This window comes from Roseibium sp. Sym1, from assembly GCF_027359675.1.
Classification (GTDB): Bacteria; Pseudomonadota; Alphaproteobacteria; order Rhizobiales; family Stappiaceae; genus Roseibium.
In genome coordinates, this window is the sequence record NZ_CP114786.1 from 1,384,501 (window position 1) to 1,405,152 (window position 20,652).

Sequence of the window (20,652 nt, forward strand, 5' to 3'; positions counted from 1 at the left end):
CGGCGGTCCATCTTGAATTCCTTCGTTTTCCCAACAGTTTGCGCACCTTTCAAATAGTCTGCCTTTCCAGATCCGTCCCTTGGCGGGAACAGTTTGACTCCTGCGGTTGTGTCATCCAACCAAAGTCGTGCCTCAGCTTTCGAGCACCGTTTGAGAGACTATTTCCCCGGACAACAAATTGCGAGACTCGACACTGTTTAAAATCACATGATTTTTTTAAATATTTCTCCCGCTTATCCTTAATTGATTCCCTTACGTAAGGTTTTAATGCATGCACTAATGCGCAAGGATAGGTTTAAACCTAGTTGTATTTCGCAATTTTGCTTCACATTTTAGTAAAAATGGTATTTTTTGGCTGCGCTTTCCAGCAAGCTATGAACACCCGGTTGCGTTCCTTGTTTTGAAAACCGGATCGCGAAACCGATGAGGAGAGGTAAAGTTGACGGACCAAGTGACTGACCATGCACTCGAACTGACCTCGCCTCCAAAATCCTCTGAAGACGCGCATGCACACAAGCGGGACGCCCGCCGCCCCAATGCCGGTGCTCGGCCGGACGACCGGACGCCACCGGTCCGCAGCGACATCGGCACCATCCTGCTGCACTGGACCCTGGTGGTGGCCATTGTCACCAGCCTTGTGACAGGCCTGAGACTGTCCACCGACGCGGAGGGCGCCTGGTTCTCCAAACTGTTCGAGCCGATCCTGCCCCAGGGTGAAATCTGGACATGGCACTACCTGTCGGCGATCTTCGTGCTGGCGCTGATCTTTTCCTATGCCGCCTACATGTCCCTGGCACGTCTGAAACGACGAATCTCGTCCAAGAAGATGGTGGTCCTGACCCTGCCGGCAAGCACGAAGCTGCGCCTGTCCGCGGTCAATGTCATCGCCTACTGGATCCTGTTTGCGTCCGTTCTGACCCTTACGGCCACCGGTGTCTGGCTCTATCTCGGCCATGGCGGCATCTGGGTAACGGTACATTACACCGCCGCGCTGGTGGTGCTGACCTATATGATTGCCCATGTGATCCTGCATTACGCCTATGGCGGTCTGCAGCAACTGCTGCGCCTATTCCGGCCGCAGAAATTGCGGAGATTTCCGGGCATGGCCGCCCATCCGCTCGCCATCGCACTGACGCTCGGCGCGGTGGTGATGGCCGGTGCGGTCACGCTGGATTTCGGAACAAGGGACGATCTTGTCGTCGCGAGGGCCGACACCCTTCCGGACCTGGACGGGTCTCTCGACGACGCGGTCTGGCAGGATGCACGGCCGGTCCTCGTCGAGACGCACCAGGGATCGAACCTCTCCGGCACCGGCGCGTCGACCGTGGAAGTGCGCGCGGTCCAGGTCGGCGACAAGATTGTCTTTGCCTTCCGCTGGGAAGACGCCACCCGCTCGTTGAAACGGCACCCGCTGATCAAGCGGGAGGACGGATGGCACATGCTCAACAACCGTGCCGACCTTTCCGACGAAACCGCCTTTTACGAGGACAAGTTTTCGGTCGCTTTCTCGACCACGGATGTCTATGGCGGTGGCGGCGCGACCCATATGGGACCGAAACCGCTCAGCGACAAACCGGCGGCGTTTCACGGCCGGGGGCTGCACTACACGACAGATGGCAGCATGGTGGACGTCTGGCAGTGGAAGGCGTCGCGCGGCGGCATGCTGGGCCGGGTGGACGACATGCATTTCAGCACCCCGACCGCACCGAGCGAGGCGCATGTCGCGGGCAAGGCCCGTTACAGCGCAGGCTACAATGCCGACGAGGGCACCTCGTTCTATGTCTACAACTACCACAAGAAGTCGGGCTCGGACTATCTGAGCAGCGTCGATGCCAAACGCCTGCCGAAGGATTACAAGGCCACGGCGGCCAAGATGGGCACGATCAGTCTTTCCGTGAAAGCCATGGAGGACGAAGGCTCGCAGTGGTGGATGTTCGAGGACGAGAGCGTGCCCTATTCAGCTGAAAAGGATGCTGAGATCCCGGTCGGTACGGTCATTCCGGGCGTGCTGATCCAGGGCGAATATTCCGGCAGCCGCGCCGACCTCAAGGCCGGCTCGAAGTGGCAGGACGGATACTGGACGCTCGAAGTGATCCGGGACATGGATACCGGGCACAATCAGGACCTTGCCATGGTGGACGGCCTCTATGTCTGGCTGTCGGTCTTCGACCACAATCAGACCCGGCACACCCGCCACTCGCGCCCCGTGCGCCTGACCTTCAACTGAGCCTTTCAACGCAAAAAGATCACGGACACGCGCCCATGTCGAAAAGCACTTGCACGGTCACAATCAACGGCCAGAAGATCAAGGCGAATGTCGGCGACACGTTGATCGATGCCGGCCTTGGCGGCCGTCTCGTGATCCCGCATGACTGCTGCTCCGGCCAATGCGAAACCTGCCGGGTGCGGGTGCTGAGCGGCGAGATCGACGACCTGGGCACGCGGGAGAAGGACACCGTGCTCGGCTGCCTCGCCGTCCTGGAGGGAGACGCCGAGATTTCCTACGATCCGGTGCCGATCGTGAAGACCACGAAGGGCACCGTCGAGAGCATCCGCCGGATCAAGGACGACTACCTGGAAGTCCGAATCCGGACCGGCCGTCCCGTGACCTGGCTGGCGGGCCAATATCTGCGGGCGACCTTCGCCGGCTTTCCCCCGCGTGACTACAGCCCGACCACGCCGCTCAACCTGGATGCCGAACAGGATGTCATCGTGTTCCACATCAAGGTCTATCCGGACAGTGTGGTGTCCTCGAAACTGGGCAAGGAGATCGGCGTCGGTCATTCCGTCAAGCTGCGCGGCCCGTTCGGCAATGCCTTCCTGCGCCGGCAGCCCCAGCCGATCCTGCTGACATCCACCGGGACGGGCTTTGCGCCGATCTGGTCGATCGCAGTGGCCGCCAGCATGGGTCAGCCCGGGCGTGAGATCCGTGTCATCGCCGGGGCGCGAACCCGGGAGGGGCTCTATATGCGCGATGCGGTCCGCTGGCTGCAAGCCCGCAACGTCCCGATCACGCTGACCGCGAGCGACGGCGACAACGACACTGTCCTGACCGAGCGGCCCCATGAACTGGCCGGACCACTGACCTCCGATCACGTGATCTATTCGGCGGGGGCTCCCGCCCATGTGGAAGCGATGCGTACGATCGCGCGCGCGGCGGGCGCGACCTTCCACGCGGATCCTTTCTACGTGGCGGAAGAGGACAAGGGGCTCGCGGCGCTGGCCGGCAGCCTGCTGCGCAAGGCAAGGGCCCCCTTCTCGTCGGCGACGACCGCGGGCTGACAATCCCGACGCCTGCCCTACTGGGCCGCCGTTGCCAGGCTTTGCCGGCTCGAGTAGATCAGTTCCTGGACACTGGCGACCGGCATCGGCCGCCCCAGGTAGTAGCCCTGCGCGTCGGTGCAGCCGATTTCGGCAAGCATGTCGAGAAGTTCCCGGGTCTCGACGCCTTCGGCGGTCGTGGTCATATCGAGATTCCTGGCCAGTTCGATGACGGCCTTCACGATCGATATCGAATCGTCCGAATAGGCCATCGACCGCACGAAGGACTGGTCGGTCTTGATCTTGTCGAACGGGAAACGGCGCAGATAGCTCAGCGAGGAATAGCCCGTTCCGAAATCGTCCATCGACACTTTCACGCCGAGGGTCTTGGCCTGGTGCAAGGCATCCAGAACCTCTTCGGAATCGGTCAAGAGCACCGTTTCCGTCACTTCCAGTTCAAGCCGGTCCGCACTCAGGCCTGAATTGGCCAGCGCCTTGATCAGGACCGGGCCGAAGGCGTGCCCGCGCAGCTGCCGCGGTGACAGGTTGACCGCGACCCGCAGGTCGTCCGGCCAGCCGGCGGCGACCCGGCAGGCTTCGTTGAGCACCCATTCACCGAGTTGCAGGATCAGTCCGGTGTCCTCGGCAATCGGTATGAAGTCTCCCGGCGGCACCATCCCCCGCTTGGGATGGTTCCAGCGCACCAGCGCCTCGAAGCCCGAAATCCTGTAGTCCTTGAGCTCGTATTGCGGCTGGAAGAAAAGTTCCAGCGCCTCGTTTGCAACCGCCGCTCTGAGGTCGGTGATCAATTCCCGGCGGTCGTTCACGGCCGTGCCCATGTCCACCTGGAAGAACCTGTAGGTGTTGCGGCCGTCTTCCTTGGCCCGGTAAAGCGCGAGATCCGCCTGCTTGAACAGGTCATCGCCGGCAATGCCGTCGCCCCTGGCCACCGAAATGCCGATGCTCACACCGATGACGATTTCATGATCGGCAATATAGAACGGCTGCGACAGCTTCCAGATGACCTGTTCCGCGAGATCCTCCACCTCCTGGGAACCGACCGGCAACTTCGTCAAAATGGCAAATTCGTCGCCGCCCAGCCGGACCACCAGGTCCTGGTCGCCGCACATGTCCCTGAGCCGGTCGGCAACCTGTCGCAACAACTCGTCCCCGATCGGATGTCCGAGCGAGTCGTTCACCATCTTGAACTCGTCCAGGTCCAGACAGAGGATCGCAAATTCTCCGCCTTCGTCCTGCTGGCGGGAAAGCAGGATTTCCATCTGGTCCCGGAACTCGATGCGGTTGGGAAGCTGGGTGAGCAGGTCGTGGCGAGCGAGGAAGGCCAGCCGGTCACGCGCCTCCTGCCGCTCGGTGATGTCCTCGGAAATGGCAACCCAGCCTCCGTCGGCCAAAGGCTGGCGCGTGGTCAGAACGATCCGGTCGGAGCGGGTCCTCTCCATCTTGGTGCTTTGCGTGCCGGTGGCAGCGCCTCGTTGCGGACCAATGTGCCTGTCCTGGCGGGGCATCTCTTCCGGCTCCAGCATCTCGACTTGCTGAAGCGCACCGACCTCCGTTTCCGTCATGCCCGGTTTCACCCTGCCGCGGTCAAGTTCAAACAGTTCGGCAAATCTCTGGTTGGAAACAATGAGGCAACCGTCCCGGTCGAACATGCACAGCCCATGTGACATGTTGTTGAGGGCAGCGTCGAACAGGATGTTCTGCTCGCGCAATTGCGTTTCCTGAGAGCGCAGGATGGTGTTTTTCTCGTGCACGCGCTCGCGCAGCGCGTCACGTTCCTTGACCGAGCGCTGCAGGGAAACCACCGAGCGGGCAATGTCACCGACCTCATCAAGCCGTTCGGTACCGACCACGCGGCTTTCGAAATCGCCGGCTGCAATGCCGGTCAGGACGCGGGTGATCTTTGTCAGCGGACGCGTGATCCGCCGTGACAGGAGATAGGACACTGTTGCAAAGGCCGCGAGCGCCAGCAGTCCGAACAGGAACAGCCACCTGAGCAACTTGGCTTCTTCCTCAATGCCGATCCGCGTCAATTCGGCCTGGGTCGCGGTCAGCGCCTCGATGGGTAAAAGGGCACAGATGCTCACCGGTGGCACCGGCACGCCGCATTCGATTATCCGGGCTCCGTTGTGGGTAATGTTGGGTGCTGTCGGCGATTGCTCCAGATCGGACAGGTCGCCATAGAAATTGGCCCGGGAAATGATCCTGTTGTCGAAGACAAGGGCCAGTTCGAACGAATTGATTTCGGCAAGGTCCACGAGCATGGGTTCTTCGACCCGCAACCAGCGCTGTGCCAGCAACCCGCCGATGACATAGCCGAAGTCGTCGAACACCGGCGTGAAGATCACCTGCGAGACCGCGTTGACCGTGTCACCGGGTACAAAGATGCTGGTCTCGTTGCGCGGAAGAATGGTGGAGAAGGTCTGTTTCCCGCCCGGATAGCTGTCCTTCAGGGACGCCGAGATCCTGCCGAAGAAACCGGAGCTGCGAATTCTGCTGTTGAGCGCAACCAGATCGGCGGAATAGGACGAGGCACCGATCACCCGTCCCTTTTCGTCCAGAACGACCAGTCCGTCCACATCCGCGAGCTTCGCTGCAGGTCCCAGCAATTCCGACATGGCAACGTTGTTGCGCGATTCAACGGCCTTTGCGGTGTCCACGCGTTCCGAGATGGCATTGACCCGTCGGAGCCTGTCCTGAAACAGGAACTCCAGGCGGGTACCGGCCAGCTTCACATCCGCTGTCAGCGTCTCCAGCAAACGGGCATGGGACAGCTGCAGGAGTTCCGCCTCCTGACGGGCCATGCTGCCTTCAAGCTGATAGGCCACCAGTCCGATGAGACCGGCAAAAGCGCAGATGGCCGTGAAAACGGCGCCATAGGTGTAGTGCCAGAGGAGGGACGAGTGACGAAACATACTGATCTTGTTCGCTAGTTACTGACGGGGACGCCACCGTAATTGCGTATCAATTCCCGAGCCTGACCTGACAGGCTGTAATTGAGAAAAGCCTCCATGTCCGGTTCCAGCGTTCCGTTCTTGTAGATCAGAGCCAGCGTCACGGCGCTCGGATAGCCGTCATCCGTCGGATGAAACCCGTCGATCTTCTGAATGGTGAGCCCCTCTTCAAGCAGGCCCGAATAAGGACCGAAAGCGATGGCACCCTCGACATCGCGTGCCGTCTCGATGGCGTCCTGCGTCGTGAGCGCCGTCTTGCTTCGGGGAGAGAATTCAAGGTCCTGCCAGCCCGGCATCGTCCCCCGGAGCACCTGAAGAGTGCTGTCCGTGTCTTCCCGCCTGACCAGCCGGACACGGAGGTCCGCACCGCCCAGCTCGGACCAGTTGGTAATCTCGCCCGAATAGAGCCCGACAAGCTCTTCACTGGTGAGGGCATCAACGCCGGCAGAAGGATGGGTGAAAATGGCGCTCGGAATCCTCGCGATCGGCTGGTATTCCAACCCGTATTCGACCTCGCTTTCGGACAGGGGCCGGGCAACCCTGCCCATGCGCTCCGCACCGGAACCAACAGCGGCAATGCCACCGCCGGAGCCGATGCTAGGAGGAATATCCAGCTCCACGTCAGGATAAACCGCGGAAAATCCGCGCCCGATTTCCCGAAGCATTTCAAGCCCGTCTCCGGTCCCGACAACCGTGAGACTGGTTTGTGCCGAACCGGATCCAGTCTGGATGAAGAGTGAGCAAAGTGACAATGCCAAGCCGAAGGCCAAACTGCGCATATTTACCACCGATATCTGTGTGTACTATCTAGAATGCCGCATTCAAGTTAATTAAACGCTAAATCACTGCGATTAATTACGATAAATGTGTATTCGAATTTGAAATACGAAATAGAACTGAACAATCTCTCAAATTGAATGATACTTTCGACATAGGAAATATTTGCCTACGAGAATTTTCTTGCCTACTTGCCCGTGAATTCATCCGGAGATCATTCGACCAGCCAAATCTATCTCGTAGCAATGTTGACTTATACGTATTTACTTTAATGTTTCTTGCGAGATGGCAGCCAATCTCTCTGAATAGCTGCGCCGTTCCCGAACGGAAGATCATTGCGTGCAGGGCCTCGTTCGCTGCCGTTATTCTGATACGGGCGCCGCACTGCCGCGCACGACCAGTTCGACATCGACCATGACGGGATCCCGCCCAAGACCGGTCGTGTCTTCTCCGGCATCGATGCAAGTCAACAGCAGGGAGGACGCCTGAGATCCAAGAGCCCGCCTGTCCTGGCGAATGGTTGTCAGGGCCGGCACATAATATTCGGACAGTTCGATATCGTCGAAGCCGACAACGGAAATATCCTGAGGCACCCGGACCCCATTGGCGGTCAGAACGGAGATCAGGCCAAAGGCCACCTGATCCGAAGCGCAGAAGACGGCCGTTGGCCGGTCCCGCATGACCAGAATACGCTCGCCCGCCAAACGCCCGGACTCCAGGGAAAAATCGCCTCGTATGATCCATTCCCCGTACACCGGAAGACCGAGCCGCTCCCGCTCGAGAAGCATGCCTTTGCGCCTGGCGTGGGTCAGGACGTTGTCCTGGGGACCCGTAACATGGGCGATCTTGCGATGGCCGAGCTCATACAGGTGGCGCACCGCGAGCTGCGCACCCCGGACGTTGTCACTGCGCACGGAAGGCAGGTTCACACCGTGGACCCATTCACAGGCAAAGACGATCCGGTCGGAAACCCCGTTTTCCTCGAAGAGCTGGAGTTCATTTTGCGTCAACGACCCGTCCAGGCAGATCATGCCGTCGATCTGGGAATCCAGGAAATAGTCGACACTGCGCTTTCCGGCCGCCGCGCGATCCTTGGTGTCCGCGATCAGCACGGAATAGTCCCGGTCGCCGAAGGCCTCGCTGATACCGGCCAGGATCTGGGAAAAGAACGGATTGCCGAGATTGGGCACGAGAACAAGAATTGCCCTGGCCTGGCGGGTCCTCAAGTTGCGCGCGGCCCTGTTGACCCGGTAACCGGTGGCCCGGATGGCGGCGAAAACCTGTTCCCGCGTCGCTTCGGACAACAGCTCGGGATTGCTCAGCGCACGGCTGACCGTCGCTGTGGAGACGCCCGCCTCCCTGGCGACATCCCGAATACGCGCCGTTTTTTGAACCAAGCCTGTCTCCCAAGCTTCTGATTGTCATTGCTTTCTGGCCGGATCCCGCAAGCCTTCGCGAGGGTATCGACATTCCGGGTTGACACGGAAGCGTTTCCCGAGAATGATGAATGTAATCGATTACATGAATAATACAACAAAATGTAATCGATTACAAAACATGCGGTGGAGGCCGCATAGCGAGGACAATCGGACAAACAGTTCGATGGGAGGACATGATGAAAGCATTACGCGCAGTTTTTGCAGCAACCACTGCCCTGTGCGCGGCCACCGCCGCGCAGGCCGCCGACCTGGAAGTCACGCATTGGTGGACATCCGGCGGCGAGGCCGCGGCCGTTGCCGAATTCGCCAAAGCCTTTAACGAGAAGACCGAACACAACTGGGTCGACGGTGCCATCGCCGGCGGCGGCGGCACGGCCCGCCCGGTCATGGTCAGCCGCATCATCGGCGGCGACCCGATGGGCGCCACCCAGTTCAACCATGGCCGCCAGACCGAAGAGCTGATCGAAGCCGGCCTGATGCGCGACCTGACCCACATCGCGGAAGCCGAAGGCTGGAAGGACCTCGTCAATCCGTCCTCCCTGCTCGACAGCTGCACCGTGGACGGCCGAATCTACTGCGTGCCGGTGAACATCCATTCCTGGCAGTGGCTGTGGCTGTCCAACGCCGCCTTCGAGAAAGCGGGTGTCCCTGTTCCGAACAACTGGGACGAGTTCGTCGCCGCCGCGCCGAAGCTGGAAGCTGCCGGCATCGTTCCGCTCGCCCTCGGCCAGCAGCCGTGGCAGAACTCCGGACTGTTCAACGTTCTGCTGGCAACCCTTGCGGGTCCGGAAACGCTGGTGCAGGTCTACGGTGAAAAGGATGCCGAAGTCGCCGCCGGTCCGGAAATCGCACGCGTCTTCAAGGCCGCCGAGGATGCCCGCCGGATGCGGCAGGGTTCCAACGTGCAGGACTGGAACCAGGCGACAAACCTGGTGATCACCGGCAAGGCCGGGGGCCAGATCATGGGCGACTGGGCCCAGGGTGAATTTCAGGTCGCCGGCCAGGTCGCCGGCGAGGACTATACCTGCCTGCCCGGCCTGGGTGTCCACGAGGTGATTTCGACGGGCGGAGACGCCTTCTATTTCCCGGTGGTCGACGACCCGGAAATCCAGAAAGCCCAGGACGAGCTCGCCTCGCTGATGGTCTCGCCGGAAGTGCAGGTCGCCTTCAACCTGAAAAAAGGCTCCCTGCCGATCCGCGGCGACGTCGACTTGGCGGCCGCCAACGATTGCATGAAGAAGGGGCTGGAGATCCTCGCCGCCGGCAACACGCTTCCGGACACCAACCAGCTCAACACGGAAGATACCAACACGCAGCTCAACGACCTGTTCGTGGAGTTCTTCAACGACGAGAGCATTACGGCTGAGGACGCCCAGGCGCGCTTCGTCGATATCGTCGCTCAAGCGGACTGATCGCTCTTCCTCCAGAACCGTGGGGCCCGAAAGGGTTCCACGGTCCTTTTTTCTTCCTTCTTCTGCCGGGAAGCAGCAAATGGCGAACAGCACCCGTCCTTTTCAGCCGTTCCGAAATCTAAATGCCAAGATCGCCTCGATCCCGATGGTCATGACGGCCCTGGTGATCTTTGTCGGCTGCACGGCCTGGACGATCTATTATTCCTTCACCAAGTCCAAGCTGCTGCCGAAGGCGAATTTCGTCGGCTTCGACCAGTATGAGCGCCTGTGGTCAACCCGCCGCTGGCTGGTGTCGATCGAGAACCTGCTCATCTATGGCAGCCTGTCGCTGATCTTTTCACTGATCATCGGCTTTCTGCTGGCGGCGCTGCTCGACCAGAAAATCCGCTTCGAGGACACTTTCCGGACGATCCTTCTCTATCCCTTCGCCCTGTCGTTCATCGTCACCGGCCTGGTCTGGCAGTGGCTGCTGAACCCGGATTTCGGGATCCAGGGCGTGGTTCGCGATCTCGGCTGGGAAAGCTTCAGCTTCGATCCGCTCTACAACGCCGACATCGTCATCTACGGCGTCCTGATCGCCGGCCTGTGGCAGGGTACCGGCCTGGTCATGTGCCTGATGCTGGCCGGCCTGCGCGGCATCGACGAGGACATCTGGAAGGCGGCACGGGTCGACGGCATTCCGATGTGGAAGACCTACCTCTTCATCGTCATTCCGATGATGCGGCCGGTCTTCATCACCACCATCGTCATCATCACCTCCGGCATCGTCCGGGTCTACGACCTGATCGTCGCCCAGACCGGCGGAGGGCCGGGCATCGCCTCGGAGGTCCCGGCGAAATACGTCTACGACTACATGTTCCAATCGCAGAACCTGGGCCAGGGCTTCGCCGCATCGACCGTGATGCTGCTGACAGTGGCGATCATCGTCATTCCCTGGGCCTATCTGGAATTCGGGGGCAAGCGCCGTGCTTAAGACAACCGACCCTTCCGCCGCCGCTCCGGTCCCGCTCGAGGACGGTCCGAGCGGACGCCGGCCGCGACCGATGCTGTCCCGGCGCAACATCATGCTGTACGGCACGCTGATCGTGATCAGTGTCTATTACCTGCTGCCGCTCTACGTGATGGTGGTGACCTCGTTGAAGGGAATGCCCGAAATCCGTTTCGGCAACATCTTCGCGCCCCCCCTGGAAATCACCTTCGAACCCTGGGTGAAAGCCTGGGCGGAAGCCTGCACCGGCCTCAATTGCGACGGGCTCAGCCGCGGGTTCTGGAATTCGGTGCGCATCACCGTTCCGTCCGTGATCATGTCGATCGCCATCGCCTCGGTGAACGGCTATGCGCTCGCCAACTGGCGCTTCAAGGGCGCGGAAGTGTTCTTCACCATCCTGATCTTCGGCAGCTTCATTCCCTATCAGGTGATGATCTACCCGATCGTGATCGTGCTCCGGGAAATCGGTGTCTATGGATCGCTGACCGGCCTCGTCATCGTGCATACGATCTTCGGCATGCCGATCCTGACGCTCCTGTTCCGGAACTACTTCGTGTCCGTTCCGGAAGAACTTTTCAAGGCGGCGCGCGTCGATGGAGCCGGGTTCTGGGGCATCTATTTCCGCATCATGCTGCCGATGAGCCTGCCGATCTTCGTGGTCGCGATCATCCTGCAGATCACCGGGATCTGGAACGACTTCCTGTTCGGCGTCGTCTACACCAAACCGGACACCTATCCGATGACGGTCCAGCTCAACAACATCGTCAATTCGGTGCAGGGCGTGAAGGAATACAACGTCAACATGGCCGCGACCATCCTGACCGGGCTGGTGCCGCTGATCGTCTATTTCGTCTCCGGAAAACTCTTTGTCCGCGGTATCGCGGCCGGCGCTGTGAAAGGCTGAGGACCTCCATGGAATCAAGCATCTCCATAAAAAACCTGACCCTGAGCTTCGGCGCCCTCACCGTCCTGAAAGACCTGAACCTCGATGTCGGCCAGGGCGAGTTCCTCGTGCTCCTGGGATCTTCCGGGTGTGGCAAGTCCACGCTTTTGAACTGCATCGCCGGCCTGCTCGACATCAGCGGCGGCCAGATCTTCATCGGCGGGCGCAACGTTACCTGGGAAGAGCCGTCGAAAAGGGGCATCGGCATGGTGTTCCAGAGCTACGCGCTCTACCCGCAGATGACGGTCGCCGGCAACTTGAGTTTCGGCCTGAAGAATGCCGGGCTGCCGAAGGCCGAGATCGCGGAAAGGGTCGAACGGGCCGCCAAGATCCTGCAGATCGAGCCGCTTTTGAAACGCAAGCCCGCGGCGCTGTCCGGAGGCCAGCGCCAGCGCGCCGCCATTGGCCGGGCCCTGGTGCGCGACGCCGACGTGTTCCTGTTCGACGAGCCGCTGTCCAACCTCGACGCCAAGCTGCGGGCCGATCTCAGGGTCGAGATCAAGCAGCTGCACCAGAAGCTGGACAACACCATGATCTACGTCACCCATGACCAGATCGAGGCGATGACGCTTGCCGACCGGATCGCGATCATGCGTGGCGGCCGGATCCTGCAGCTGGATTCACCCAACGAGATCTACAACCGCCCGGCCAGCAAATATGTCGCCGAGTTCATCGGCTCGCCGACCATGAACTTCTTCGAGGGTACGCTGGAAGAAAACGGCGGCACCTACGGGTTCAAGACCGGCGAACACGCCTTTCCGCTCGACGGATATGCCTTTCAGAACGGGCCACCGGCCGCCGGCGAGGCCTGGTTCGGCATCCGTCCAGAACACTTTGTCAACGGCGCCGATGCCGCCTCCGCGCCGGTCAGGCTGGACGGCCAGGTTGAGCTGGTGGAGCCGCTTGGTTCCGACACGCTCGCGCGTATCACCACAGGCGACCGGACCTTGTGGATCCGCATGGACGGTCAGGCCGCCATTTCCCACGGCGACACGATCCAGGTCGGTTTCGATCCGGCACACGCCAACATTTTCGACAAGGCAACCGAGAACCGGATCTGATCCGGTCTATTCCAGACATTCAGGACAACGATCATGGACGTTTCATTCCAGCTTTATTCCGCGCGCGACTTCACCCCGTGGGACGGAGTGCTCAGCCGGCTCGCAGGCCTGGGTTACACCCAGGTCGAGGGCTTCGGCGGCAACTACGAGGACCCGGCCGCTTTCCGCGCCCTGCTCGACGCCAACGGTCTCACCATGCCGTCGGGCCATTTCTTTCCCATGGAGCAGTTCGAGACCGACCTGCCCAAGGTGATCGACACCGCCAGGACCCTCGGCATGGAGCGCCTGTTCGTACCGGCCGTGCCGCCGGAACAGCGCGTACCGGACGCCGCCATGTGGCAGGACATCGCCACCCGCCTGGAAAGCATCGGTGCGAAGGTCCGTGACGCCGGCCTGCGTTTCGGCTGGCACAATCACCATTTCGAATTTGTGGCCTGTGCCGACGGCCGGCTGCCGATGGACATCCTGCTGGAGACCGCGCCGTCGATCGAGTGGGAGGCGGACATTGCCTGGATCGTACGCGGCGGACAGGATCCGATCGACTGGATCGGCCGCCATGCCAGCCGCATCACCACGGCACATGTGAAGGACATCGCTCCCGAAGGCGAGTGCACGGACGAAGATGGCTGGGCGGATGTCGGCCAGGGCACCATGGACTGGAAGGCGATCATGGCCGCGCTCCGGGGTGCCGGCGTCGACCTCTTCGTCATGGAGCATGACAAACCATCCGATGTCGACCGGTTCGCCGCCCGCTCCATCGAAGCCTTCCGCACGTTCTGAGGACCTGACATGACGACAACACTTGGCATCGGCATCCTCGGATGCGGTAACATCTCGGCCGCCTACATGCGCCTCGCTCCGCTCTTCAGGGGCATCGAGGTGCGCGCCTGCGCCGATCTCAACGAAGCCGCGGCGAAGGCCCGCGCGGAAGAGTTCGGCCTGCGCGCCGAGACCGTCGACGGCCTGCTCGGGGCCGACGACATCGATATCATCGTCAACCTGACGGTTCCCGCCGCCCATTTCGAGGTCTCCAAAAACGTGCTCGAGGCCGGCAAGCACGTCTATTCGGAAAAACCTTTCGTGCTCGGCGTCGAGGAAGGCAAGGCCCTTGCGGCCATTGCCGAACCCAAGGGCCTCAGGATCGGCTCCGCGCCGGACACCTTCCTGGGCGGCGCGCACCAGCTTGCCCGCCACCTGATCGACAGCGGCGCCGTCGGCAAGGTGACCTCAGGCACCTGTTTCGTGCAGAGCCCGGGCATGGAGATGTGGCACCCGAACCCGGATTTCTTCTTCCAGCCCGGTGGCGGCCCGATCCTCGATCTCGGCCCCTATTACATCTCCAACCTGGTGCAGCTGCTGGGTCCGGTGAAACGGGTCTGCGCCATGAGTTCGTCCGGATCGGAATACCGCACGATCACGTCCGAGCCGCGCAACGGGGAAAAGATCAAGGTGGAAACGCCGACGACGATCCACGCGGTGCTGCAGTTCCATTCGGGCGCGCAGATCACCTATTGCGCCAGCTGGGACGTGTGGCAGCACGGCCATTCCAACATGGAGCTCTACGGCCGGGACGGCACGCTGCATGTGCCCGACCCGAATTTCTTCGGCGGCGAGATCCGCATGACCGACAAGGGCAGCTTCGTGAATGTCTCGGAAGCGTGGCAGCACCCGTTCTCCAAGGCCAATGATCGCGGCCATGCCAATTACCGCACGGCCGGTCTTGCCGACATGGCCCAGTCAATCCTGGAAAACCGGCCGCACCGTTGCTCTTTGGAATTTGCTCTGCATGCTGTCGATGTGATGACGGCGATTCTCGGCTCGGGCGAGAGCGGCCGGTTCATCGACATCGGAACGACCTGCGAGCGCCCCGCCGCCCTCGACCCCGAGGCCGCGCGCGCGCTCCTGACCTGACCTGGAGCTTTCATGACCTGGACAGCCTCGGACACGCGATACGACGCCATGGAATACCGCCGGTGCGGGAATTCGGGCCTGAAACTGCCCGTAATCTCGCTCGGCCTGTGGCACAATTTCGGTGACGACACGCCTCATGAGCGCAAGCGTGCGATCGCGCGCACCGCCTTCGATCTCGGCATCACCCATTTCGACCTCGCCAACAACTACGGGCCGGCGCCCGGAGCGGCGGAACAGGCTTTCGGAGAGCTTCTGAGAACCGATTTCGCCGCTTACCGGGACGAGATGATCATCTCGTCCAAGGCCGGTTACCTGATGTGGCCGGGCCCGTATGGCGAGTTCAGCAGCCGGAAATACCTGATCGCCTCCTGTGACCAGTCACTGAAGCGCATGGGTCTCGACTATGTCGATATCTTCTACTCGCACCGTTTCGACCCCGAGACGCCGCTGGAAGAGACCATGATGGCGCTCGATCACATCGTGCGGTCCGGACGGGCCCTCTATGTCGGCATCTCGTCCTACAATTCGAGACGAACACGGGAAGCGGCCGCCATTTTGAAGGAACTGGGCACGCCCTGCCTCATTCACCAGCCGAGCTACTCGATGATCAACCGCTGGGTGGAGGAGGACGGCCTGCTCGACACGCTGGACGATCTCGGCATCGGATCGATTGCCTTTTCGCCGCTTGCCCAGGGCATGCTGACGAACAAGTACCTGAAGGGCATTCCGGAGGGCAGCCGGGCAACCCAGGGCAAGTCCCTGAAAGAGCAGTTCCTGAGCGAAGACAACCTCGCCACCATTCGCGCCCTCAACGCCATTGCCGAGAAACGCGGCCAGTCCCTCGCCCAGATGGCGATTGCCTGGGTTCTCAGGAAGGGGCGGGTCACCACAGCGCTGATCGGCGCCAGCCGGCCGGAACAGGTCAGGGACTGTGCCGGCACCGTCGGGAACCTGGACTTCTCGGACGCGGAACTGGCCGAAATCGAAGCCACAACGCGTGATGCCTATATCAACCTGTGGGCCGCCTCCTCCGAAAGGGACGGCCCGGCGCGCTAGAAGGACCGACCGGCGGGGCTCGTCAGCGCCTGCCGGTCCGACCAAGCAAGGGCGCCGAGCGCGCCGATCGTGAAGGAGAGGGCCATGGCCGGACTGATCAAGGGACCCGCAATTTTCCTGGCGCAATTCGGAGGCGACGAGGCTCCGTTCAATTCGCTGCCCGCCATTGCGAACTGGGCGGCCGGCCTTGGCTACAAGGGCATCCAGATCCCGACCTTCGACGGGCGGCTGTTCGATCTCGACAAGGCCGCCGAAAGCCAGGCCTATTGCGACGAGGTCAAGGGCATCTGCGCCGATGCCGGTGTGGAGATCACCGAACTCTCCACCCACCTGCAGGGCCAGCTCGTCGCGGTGCATCCGGCCTATGACCTTGCCTTTGACGGCTTTGCCCCGCCAGAGGTGCACGGCAATCCCAAGGCCCGGCAGGAATGGGCGGTCGACCAGATGAAGAAGGCGGCGGTTGCCAGCCGAAATCTCGGCCTGACCGCTTCCGTCAGCTTCACCGGGTCACTCGCCTTCCCCTATCTCTATCCCTGGCCGCAGCGTCCGGCCGGTCTGATCGAGGAAGCCTTCAAGGAACTCGCGGCCCGCTGGAAACCGATCCTGGATGTCTACGAGGACAATGGCGTCGATGTCGGCTACGAGATCCATCCGGGCGAGGATGTCTTCGACGGTGCCACCTTCGAGATGTTCCTGGAAGCGCTCGGTGGCCACAAACGCTGCCAGATCAACTACGATCCGTCGCATTTCCTGCTGCAGCAGCTGGACTATCTCGCCTTCATCGACATCTATCACGAGCGCATCTGCGCCTATCACGTGAAGGATGCGGAATTCAATCCGGATGGCCGCCAGGGTGTCTATTCCGGCTACCAGGGTTGGGTGAACCGGGCCGGCCGGTTCAGGTCGCTCGGCGACGGCCAGGTCGATTTTTCCGGCATCTTCTCCAAGCTCGCCCAGTACGGCTACGACAGCTGGGCGGTCCTGGAATGGGAATGCTGCCTGAAGTCCCCGGAACAGGGCGCCGCCGAAGGCGCGCCCTTCATCGAAAGCCACATCATCGAGGTCACCGACAAGGCCTTCGACGACTTTGCCGGCGGGGAGACGGACCAGGCACAGATCCGGAAAATGCTGGGATTGTAGGCTTTACTGAAAACCACTGAGCCTGGCTGTTAGTTCCAGTGTCACCCCGGGCAAGCGAAGCGAAGTTCCGGGGCCCACTCGCAGCTCAACTGCTCTGGAAATGAGCAGGCCCCGGATCTCCCTTCGGTCGTCCGGGGCGACACCTTGAGCCGATTGACCTCCCAGTTACTTACCAAGCGCGCTCGTCTCCGAGCTTTGAACGCACCTTCCAGCCGCTACAGCAACAGGTGCGACACGGACGGGGCGAAGAGCGCATCGACGGCCACCGCGGTGGCGCCGAGCGCAACGGCGCTGGCACCCGATGTGCCGATGTGTATGCGGCCCGATTGAGGAGCGCCGTCCAGCCGGCGGGGCAGGGGCGCCGCCCGGTCCAGGATTGCCTGCAGGAAGTCCGGGCGGATGATGCCACCGAGAATGATTGCTTCCGGATCGAGCATCCTGTCGACGATGCTGACCATTTGGCGTGTCAGGGGAGCAACCGTGTCGATCCAGCCGAGTACTGCAGGATCACCAGCCTCGAACAAGGCCTCGATCCGGCCCACCGAGGCATGCGCCGTCGGTTCCAGCCCCAGTTTTTCGCAGAGCGCGTTGAGCGACAGGTACCGTTCCAGGCACCCGTGGTTGCCGCAGCTGCAGGAGGGGCCGTCCGGATCGACCATGACATGGCCGATCTCGCCGGCATTCCTGGAAGCACCGGCATAGAGTGCGCCGTTCAGGACCAACCCGGCACCGAGCCCCATGCCGAACTGGATGAAGGCGAAACTGGTATATCGCCGTCCGAGACCATACACATGCTCGCCGAGCGCGGCAGCCGAAGCATCGTTCTGCAGAACCACCGGCAGCCGCAGCGTTTCCTGCAGCCTGCCGAGATTGGCCGGTGACCCGAATTCCGAAAAGGCCGTCGCGTCGGCGCTGGTTCCTGTCTTGCCCGCCGGATCGAACGGTCCCGGCGCGGCCAGCCCGGCGCCGAGCAGCCGCGGCGCCAGGTCCGGTTCCGCGACCCGGAAATCTTCCGCAAGCGCAATGATCCGGTCGTTGGCCGCGGCCGGTGTTGCAGCGTCGAGACTGCCGCCGGATTGCCAGACGATCCGCCCGTGAAGGTCACAGGCGGTCGCGGTGACCGACAGCCGGTCGACGTGAAACCCGAGGCTGAAGGCATGGTCCGGCTTGAGCTGCACGGTCATGCCCGGATGGCCGCGGCCACGCGCCTCCTGAGCCTTCATTTCAACCACGCCGCGGCTTTGCAGCTCGCCGACGATGTTCTGCACCGTCTGCCTGGAAAGCGACGTGATTTCGGAAATTTCCGTGCGCCCGATCGGTCCGCGCGTCCGTATGACTTCCAGCACGACCCGGTGATTGTGGGTCTTGGCGCGGGTGAGATTGGTGCCGCTTGTCCGGAAGGATGCGGGGATCGGCGCGCTGTCGTTCATGGCCGCACTCAATCAGATTTTGTTTTTTCTATCAATTTGACAAAATAAAATATTCTCGCCTAGGATACACGGCTTCCAGAACCACCCGCAGGGCGACATGAAGACGTTGGGAAAACTGATTTTGGGGGCCGCCAATGCGGCCCTGGCCATGGTCCCGGCGGCGCAGGCCGGCACCTGCGCGGAGGTCTGTCCGGGCCGAACGGAAGCCGTGGTGCGGCCTTCCGCCGACACGAATGTGCAAACCGGCAAACGGGCGAAAACCGCCTCCGGTCTGTCCGGGAATTCCTGTGTCTCTATCGCCCCGGGGGCTCGCCCATGACCGCGCGGCAGGGCCTTGCGGCCGATATCGGCGGCACCAACACACGTCTTGCGCTGGTGGAGTACGGGCGTGTCCTGGAGGAAACGATCACCCGCTACCGCAACCGGGACTTCGACACGCCGGAAGAGGCCATAGACGCGTTCCTGGCAGGTGCCGGCAATCCTGCGTGCGGATCAGCCGTGATCGCGATTGCCGCCCCCATCAACGGCAAGACCATCCGCATGACCAATCATCCCTGGACCTTTGATGCCACTTGTATCGGCAGGATGCTGGGCGGGGCGGACGTTACCTTTCTCAACGATTTCGAGGCGCTGGCCTATTCCCTGGACCGGGTGGCGCCGGAGCGGCTCAAGACCGTCTGCGGCTCCGCGCAAACCGTCCCCGGCAATGCGACACGGCTGGTGGTCGGCGCGGGCACCGGCTTCAACGCGGCAGCGCTGTTTCAAAGCGATGGCGGACTTCATGTCGGCACGGGCGAGTGTGGCCACGCCACGCTTGCCGTTGAGACCGAAGCCGAACTGCGTCTTTGGAAATATCTGGCCCGCGGCCGCGGCCGGGCCTCCGTTGAACGGGCCCTGTCCGGCCAGGGCCTGCGCGAGATCTATGAATGGCACTGTCTGGAACAGGGCCTGACGCCGGAAGATTTTGATCCGGCCAACATCGCTTCGAGGGCCAATGCGAGTGAGGACAGCGCTTGCGAAGCCGCCGCGCGCCAGTGGGTGACCTTTCTCGGCCGGGTCATCGGTGACCTGGCGCTGGTGTTCCTGTCCCTCGGCGGCATCGTGCTGACCGGCGGCGTCACGCGCAGCCTGTCCCGATTTCTGGCGGAGCCGGAATTCCAGGGTGCCTTCCGCGCCAAGGGCCGGCAGCGGCAACTGGTCTCCGGCATTCCGGTGCATCTGCTCGACGACGATTTCGCCGCCCTCAGCGGCTGCGCGGCACGGATGTGATCACGACTTCAGCCCTAGCTCGTCAATCACCGTCTGCACCGCCAGTCGGAACACCTGTTCCTCGGCGCCCGGCTGGGTGTCCGGACGGGTCATCAGGCCGACCGGGCCCTTGGTGATGTCGGTCTCGAAGGGCAGGCGCACCAAGTGACCGTCGGCGGTCTCGTTCTGGACGACACCGGAAGAGATGATCCAGACGGCGTCCGTCCGCCGCGTGTAGACGCGGCCGAAGGCACCGGAGACCGTTTCGATCCTGTTCGGGATCTCGCCGACGCCATTGGCGATCATGAAGCGTTCGACCAGGGGCCGGATCGCGGCGCCTTCCGGCGGATAGAGCACCGGCCAGTCGACGATCCGCTTGATGTCGGGCTTTTCCAGGAGCGGATGGCCCGCCCTGACGATCAGGTCGACCCGTTCGGAATAGAGCTGCGTGAAGGAGACCCCCTCCATGGAGTCCGGGCGGCCGAGGCGGCCGATCACAAGGTCCAGTTCGCCCAGCTTCAACCGTTCGATCAGGTATCCATGCGGTCCGTCCATGATCCGGACCATGACATTGGGCGCAAGTTCGGCAAATTCCTTGATCACCGGCGGCATGAAACTGGCCGCGACGCTCGGCAGGACACCGACCTTCAGCGTCGCCCGCGCGTGTTCGCCTTCCTTCTCGACCCCGTCGAGTCCCTGCTGCAGGCTTGCCAGCGAGATCTGCGCGAAATGCAAAAACACTTTGCCCTGCTTGGTCAGCTGAATGCCGGCCCGGTTGCGGGTCATCAGGCTGGCGCCGATGATCTCCTCCAGTTCCTTGAGCGTCTTGGAGATGGCCGGCTGGGTCAGATAGAGCTTGTCCGCCGCCAGTTTCAGGCTGCGTTCCTGGGCGATTTCCACGAAACACTGGATGTGGCGGAACTTGATGCGCCGATCGATCATTTAATTACCATTTTCGGAAAGTAAGAAGCCTCATATCTCATTTTACTTCCCATTTTTGATCATTCAATATGA

General features: G+C 61.8%; 16 protein-coding genes. 11 read left to right on the forward strand and 5 right to left on the reverse strand.

The window, feature by feature from the left end:
• Nucleotides 1-439 precede the first annotated feature (439 nt).
• Nucleotides 440-2,227, forward strand: a complete 1,788-nt coding sequence (locus O6760_RS06260) for an ethylbenzene dehydrogenase-related protein (RefSeq protein WP_269584629.1) — start codon at nt 440-442, stop codon at nt 2,225-2,227.
• Between the two features lie 35 nt (nt 2,228-2,262).
• The gene (locus O6760_RS06265; RefSeq protein ID WP_269584630.1) at nt 2,263-3,282 is read left to right on the forward strand and encodes a 2Fe-2S iron-sulfur cluster-binding protein; all 1,020 of its coding nucleotides are present in this window, start codon (nt 2,263-2,265) and stop codon (nt 3,280-3,282) included.
• A gap of 17 nt (nt 3,283-3,299) precedes the next feature.
• Here the strand turns inward: O6760_RS06265 and O6760_RS06270 are convergent, their stop codons facing one another.
• The 3 genes from O6760_RS06270 to O6760_RS06280 all read right to left on the reverse strand — a co-directional run bounded on the left by O6760_RS06270 (nt 3,300) and on the right by O6760_RS06280 (nt 8,407).
• The gene (locus O6760_RS06270; RefSeq protein ID WP_269584631.1) at nt 3,300-6,194 is read right to left on the reverse strand and encodes a bifunctional diguanylate cyclase/phosphodiesterase; all 2,895 of its coding nucleotides are present in this window, start codon (nt 6,192-6,194) and stop codon (nt 3,300-3,302) included.
• Nucleotides 6,195-6,208: 14 nt separating this feature from the next.
• A complete protein-coding gene (locus tag O6760_RS06275) occupies nt 6,209-6,898 on the reverse strand; it encodes a PstS family phosphate ABC transporter substrate-binding protein (RefSeq protein WP_269584632.1) in 690 nt (229 codons plus the stop codon).
• 474 nt (nt 6,899-7,372) lie between these two features.
• Nucleotides 7,373-8,407 (reverse strand): LacI family DNA-binding transcriptional regulator, encoded by a 1,035-nt coding sequence (locus tag O6760_RS06280; RefSeq protein WP_269584633.1) that lies wholly within the window; start codon nt 8,405-8,407, stop codon nt 7,373-7,375.
• Nucleotides 8,408-8,622: 215 nt separating this feature from the next.
• On the opposite strand from O6760_RS06280, the gene O6760_RS06285 reads away from it, so the two are divergent.
• The 8 genes from O6760_RS06285 (at nt 8,623) to O6760_RS06320 (ending at nt 16,960) form a co-directional block, all read left to right on the forward strand.
• A complete protein-coding gene (locus tag O6760_RS06285) occupies nt 8,623-9,861 on the forward strand; it encodes an ABC transporter substrate-binding protein (protein WP_269584634.1) in 1,239 nt (412 codons plus the stop codon).
• 79 nt (nt 9,862-9,940) lie between these two features.
• Nucleotides 9,941-10,834 carry a carbohydrate ABC transporter permease gene (locus O6760_RS06290; protein WP_269584635.1) on the forward strand — a complete coding sequence of 298 codons (894 nt, stop codon included), beginning with the start codon at nt 9,941-9,943 and terminating at the stop codon, nt 10,832-10,834.
• Nucleotides 10,835-10,904: 70 nt separating this feature from the next.
• On the forward strand, nt 10,905-11,753 hold the full coding sequence (locus O6760_RS06295) for a carbohydrate ABC transporter permease (protein ID WP_269586221.1): 849 nt from the start codon (nt 10,905-10,907) through the stop codon (nt 11,751-11,753).
• An 8-nt stretch (nt 11,754-11,761) separates the two neighbouring features.
• On the forward strand, nt 11,762-12,853 hold the full coding sequence (locus O6760_RS06300; protein WP_269584636.1) for an ABC transporter ATP-binding protein: 1,092 nt from the start codon (nt 11,762-11,764) through the stop codon (nt 12,851-12,853).
• 33 nt (nt 12,854-12,886) lie between these two features.
• Nucleotides 12,887-13,633, forward strand: a complete 747-nt coding sequence (locus O6760_RS06305; protein WP_269584637.1) for a sugar phosphate isomerase/epimerase family protein — start codon at nt 12,887-12,889, stop codon at nt 13,631-13,633.
• 9 nt (nt 13,634-13,642) lie between these two features.
• Nucleotides 13,643-14,764 (forward strand): Gfo/Idh/MocA family protein, encoded by a 1,122-nt coding sequence (locus O6760_RS06310; protein WP_269584638.1) that lies wholly within the window; start codon nt 13,643-13,645, stop codon nt 14,762-14,764.
• A 12-nt stretch (nt 14,765-14,776) separates the two neighbouring features.
• Nucleotides 14,777-15,820: an L-glyceraldehyde 3-phosphate reductase gene (mgrA, locus tag O6760_RS06315; protein ID WP_269584639.1), complete on the forward strand. Its 1,044-nt coding sequence runs from the start codon at nt 14,777-14,779 to the stop codon at nt 15,818-15,820.
• Between the two features lie 84 nt (nt 15,821-15,904).
• Entirely contained in the window at nt 15,905-16,960 is a 1,056-nt protein-coding gene (locus O6760_RS06320) for a sugar phosphate isomerase/epimerase family protein (protein ID WP_269584640.1), read from the forward strand.
• 215 nt (nt 16,961-17,175) lie between these two features.
• On the opposite strand, the gene O6760_RS06325 is transcribed toward O6760_RS06320, so the two are convergent.
• Nucleotides 17,176-18,390: an ROK family transcriptional regulator gene (locus O6760_RS06325; RefSeq protein ID WP_269584641.1), complete on the reverse strand. Its 1,215-nt coding sequence runs from the start codon at nt 18,388-18,390 to the stop codon at nt 17,176-17,178.
• Between the two features lie 315 nt (nt 18,391-18,705).
• On the opposite strand from O6760_RS06325, the gene O6760_RS06330 reads away from it, so the two are divergent.
• Complete coding sequence (locus O6760_RS06330; RefSeq protein WP_269584642.1) at nt 18,706-19,659, forward strand: glucokinase; 954 nt, start codon at nt 18,706-18,708, stop codon at nt 19,657-19,659.
• On the opposite strand, the gene pcaQ is transcribed toward O6760_RS06330, so the two are convergent.
• The gene (gene pcaQ, locus O6760_RS06335) at nt 19,660-20,580 is read right to left on the reverse strand and encodes a pca operon transcription factor PcaQ (RefSeq protein ID WP_269584643.1); all 921 of its coding nucleotides are present in this window, start codon (nt 20,578-20,580) and stop codon (nt 19,660-19,662) included. It abuts the gene before it with no gap.
• Between the last annotated feature and the right edge of the window lie 72 nt (nt 20,581-20,652).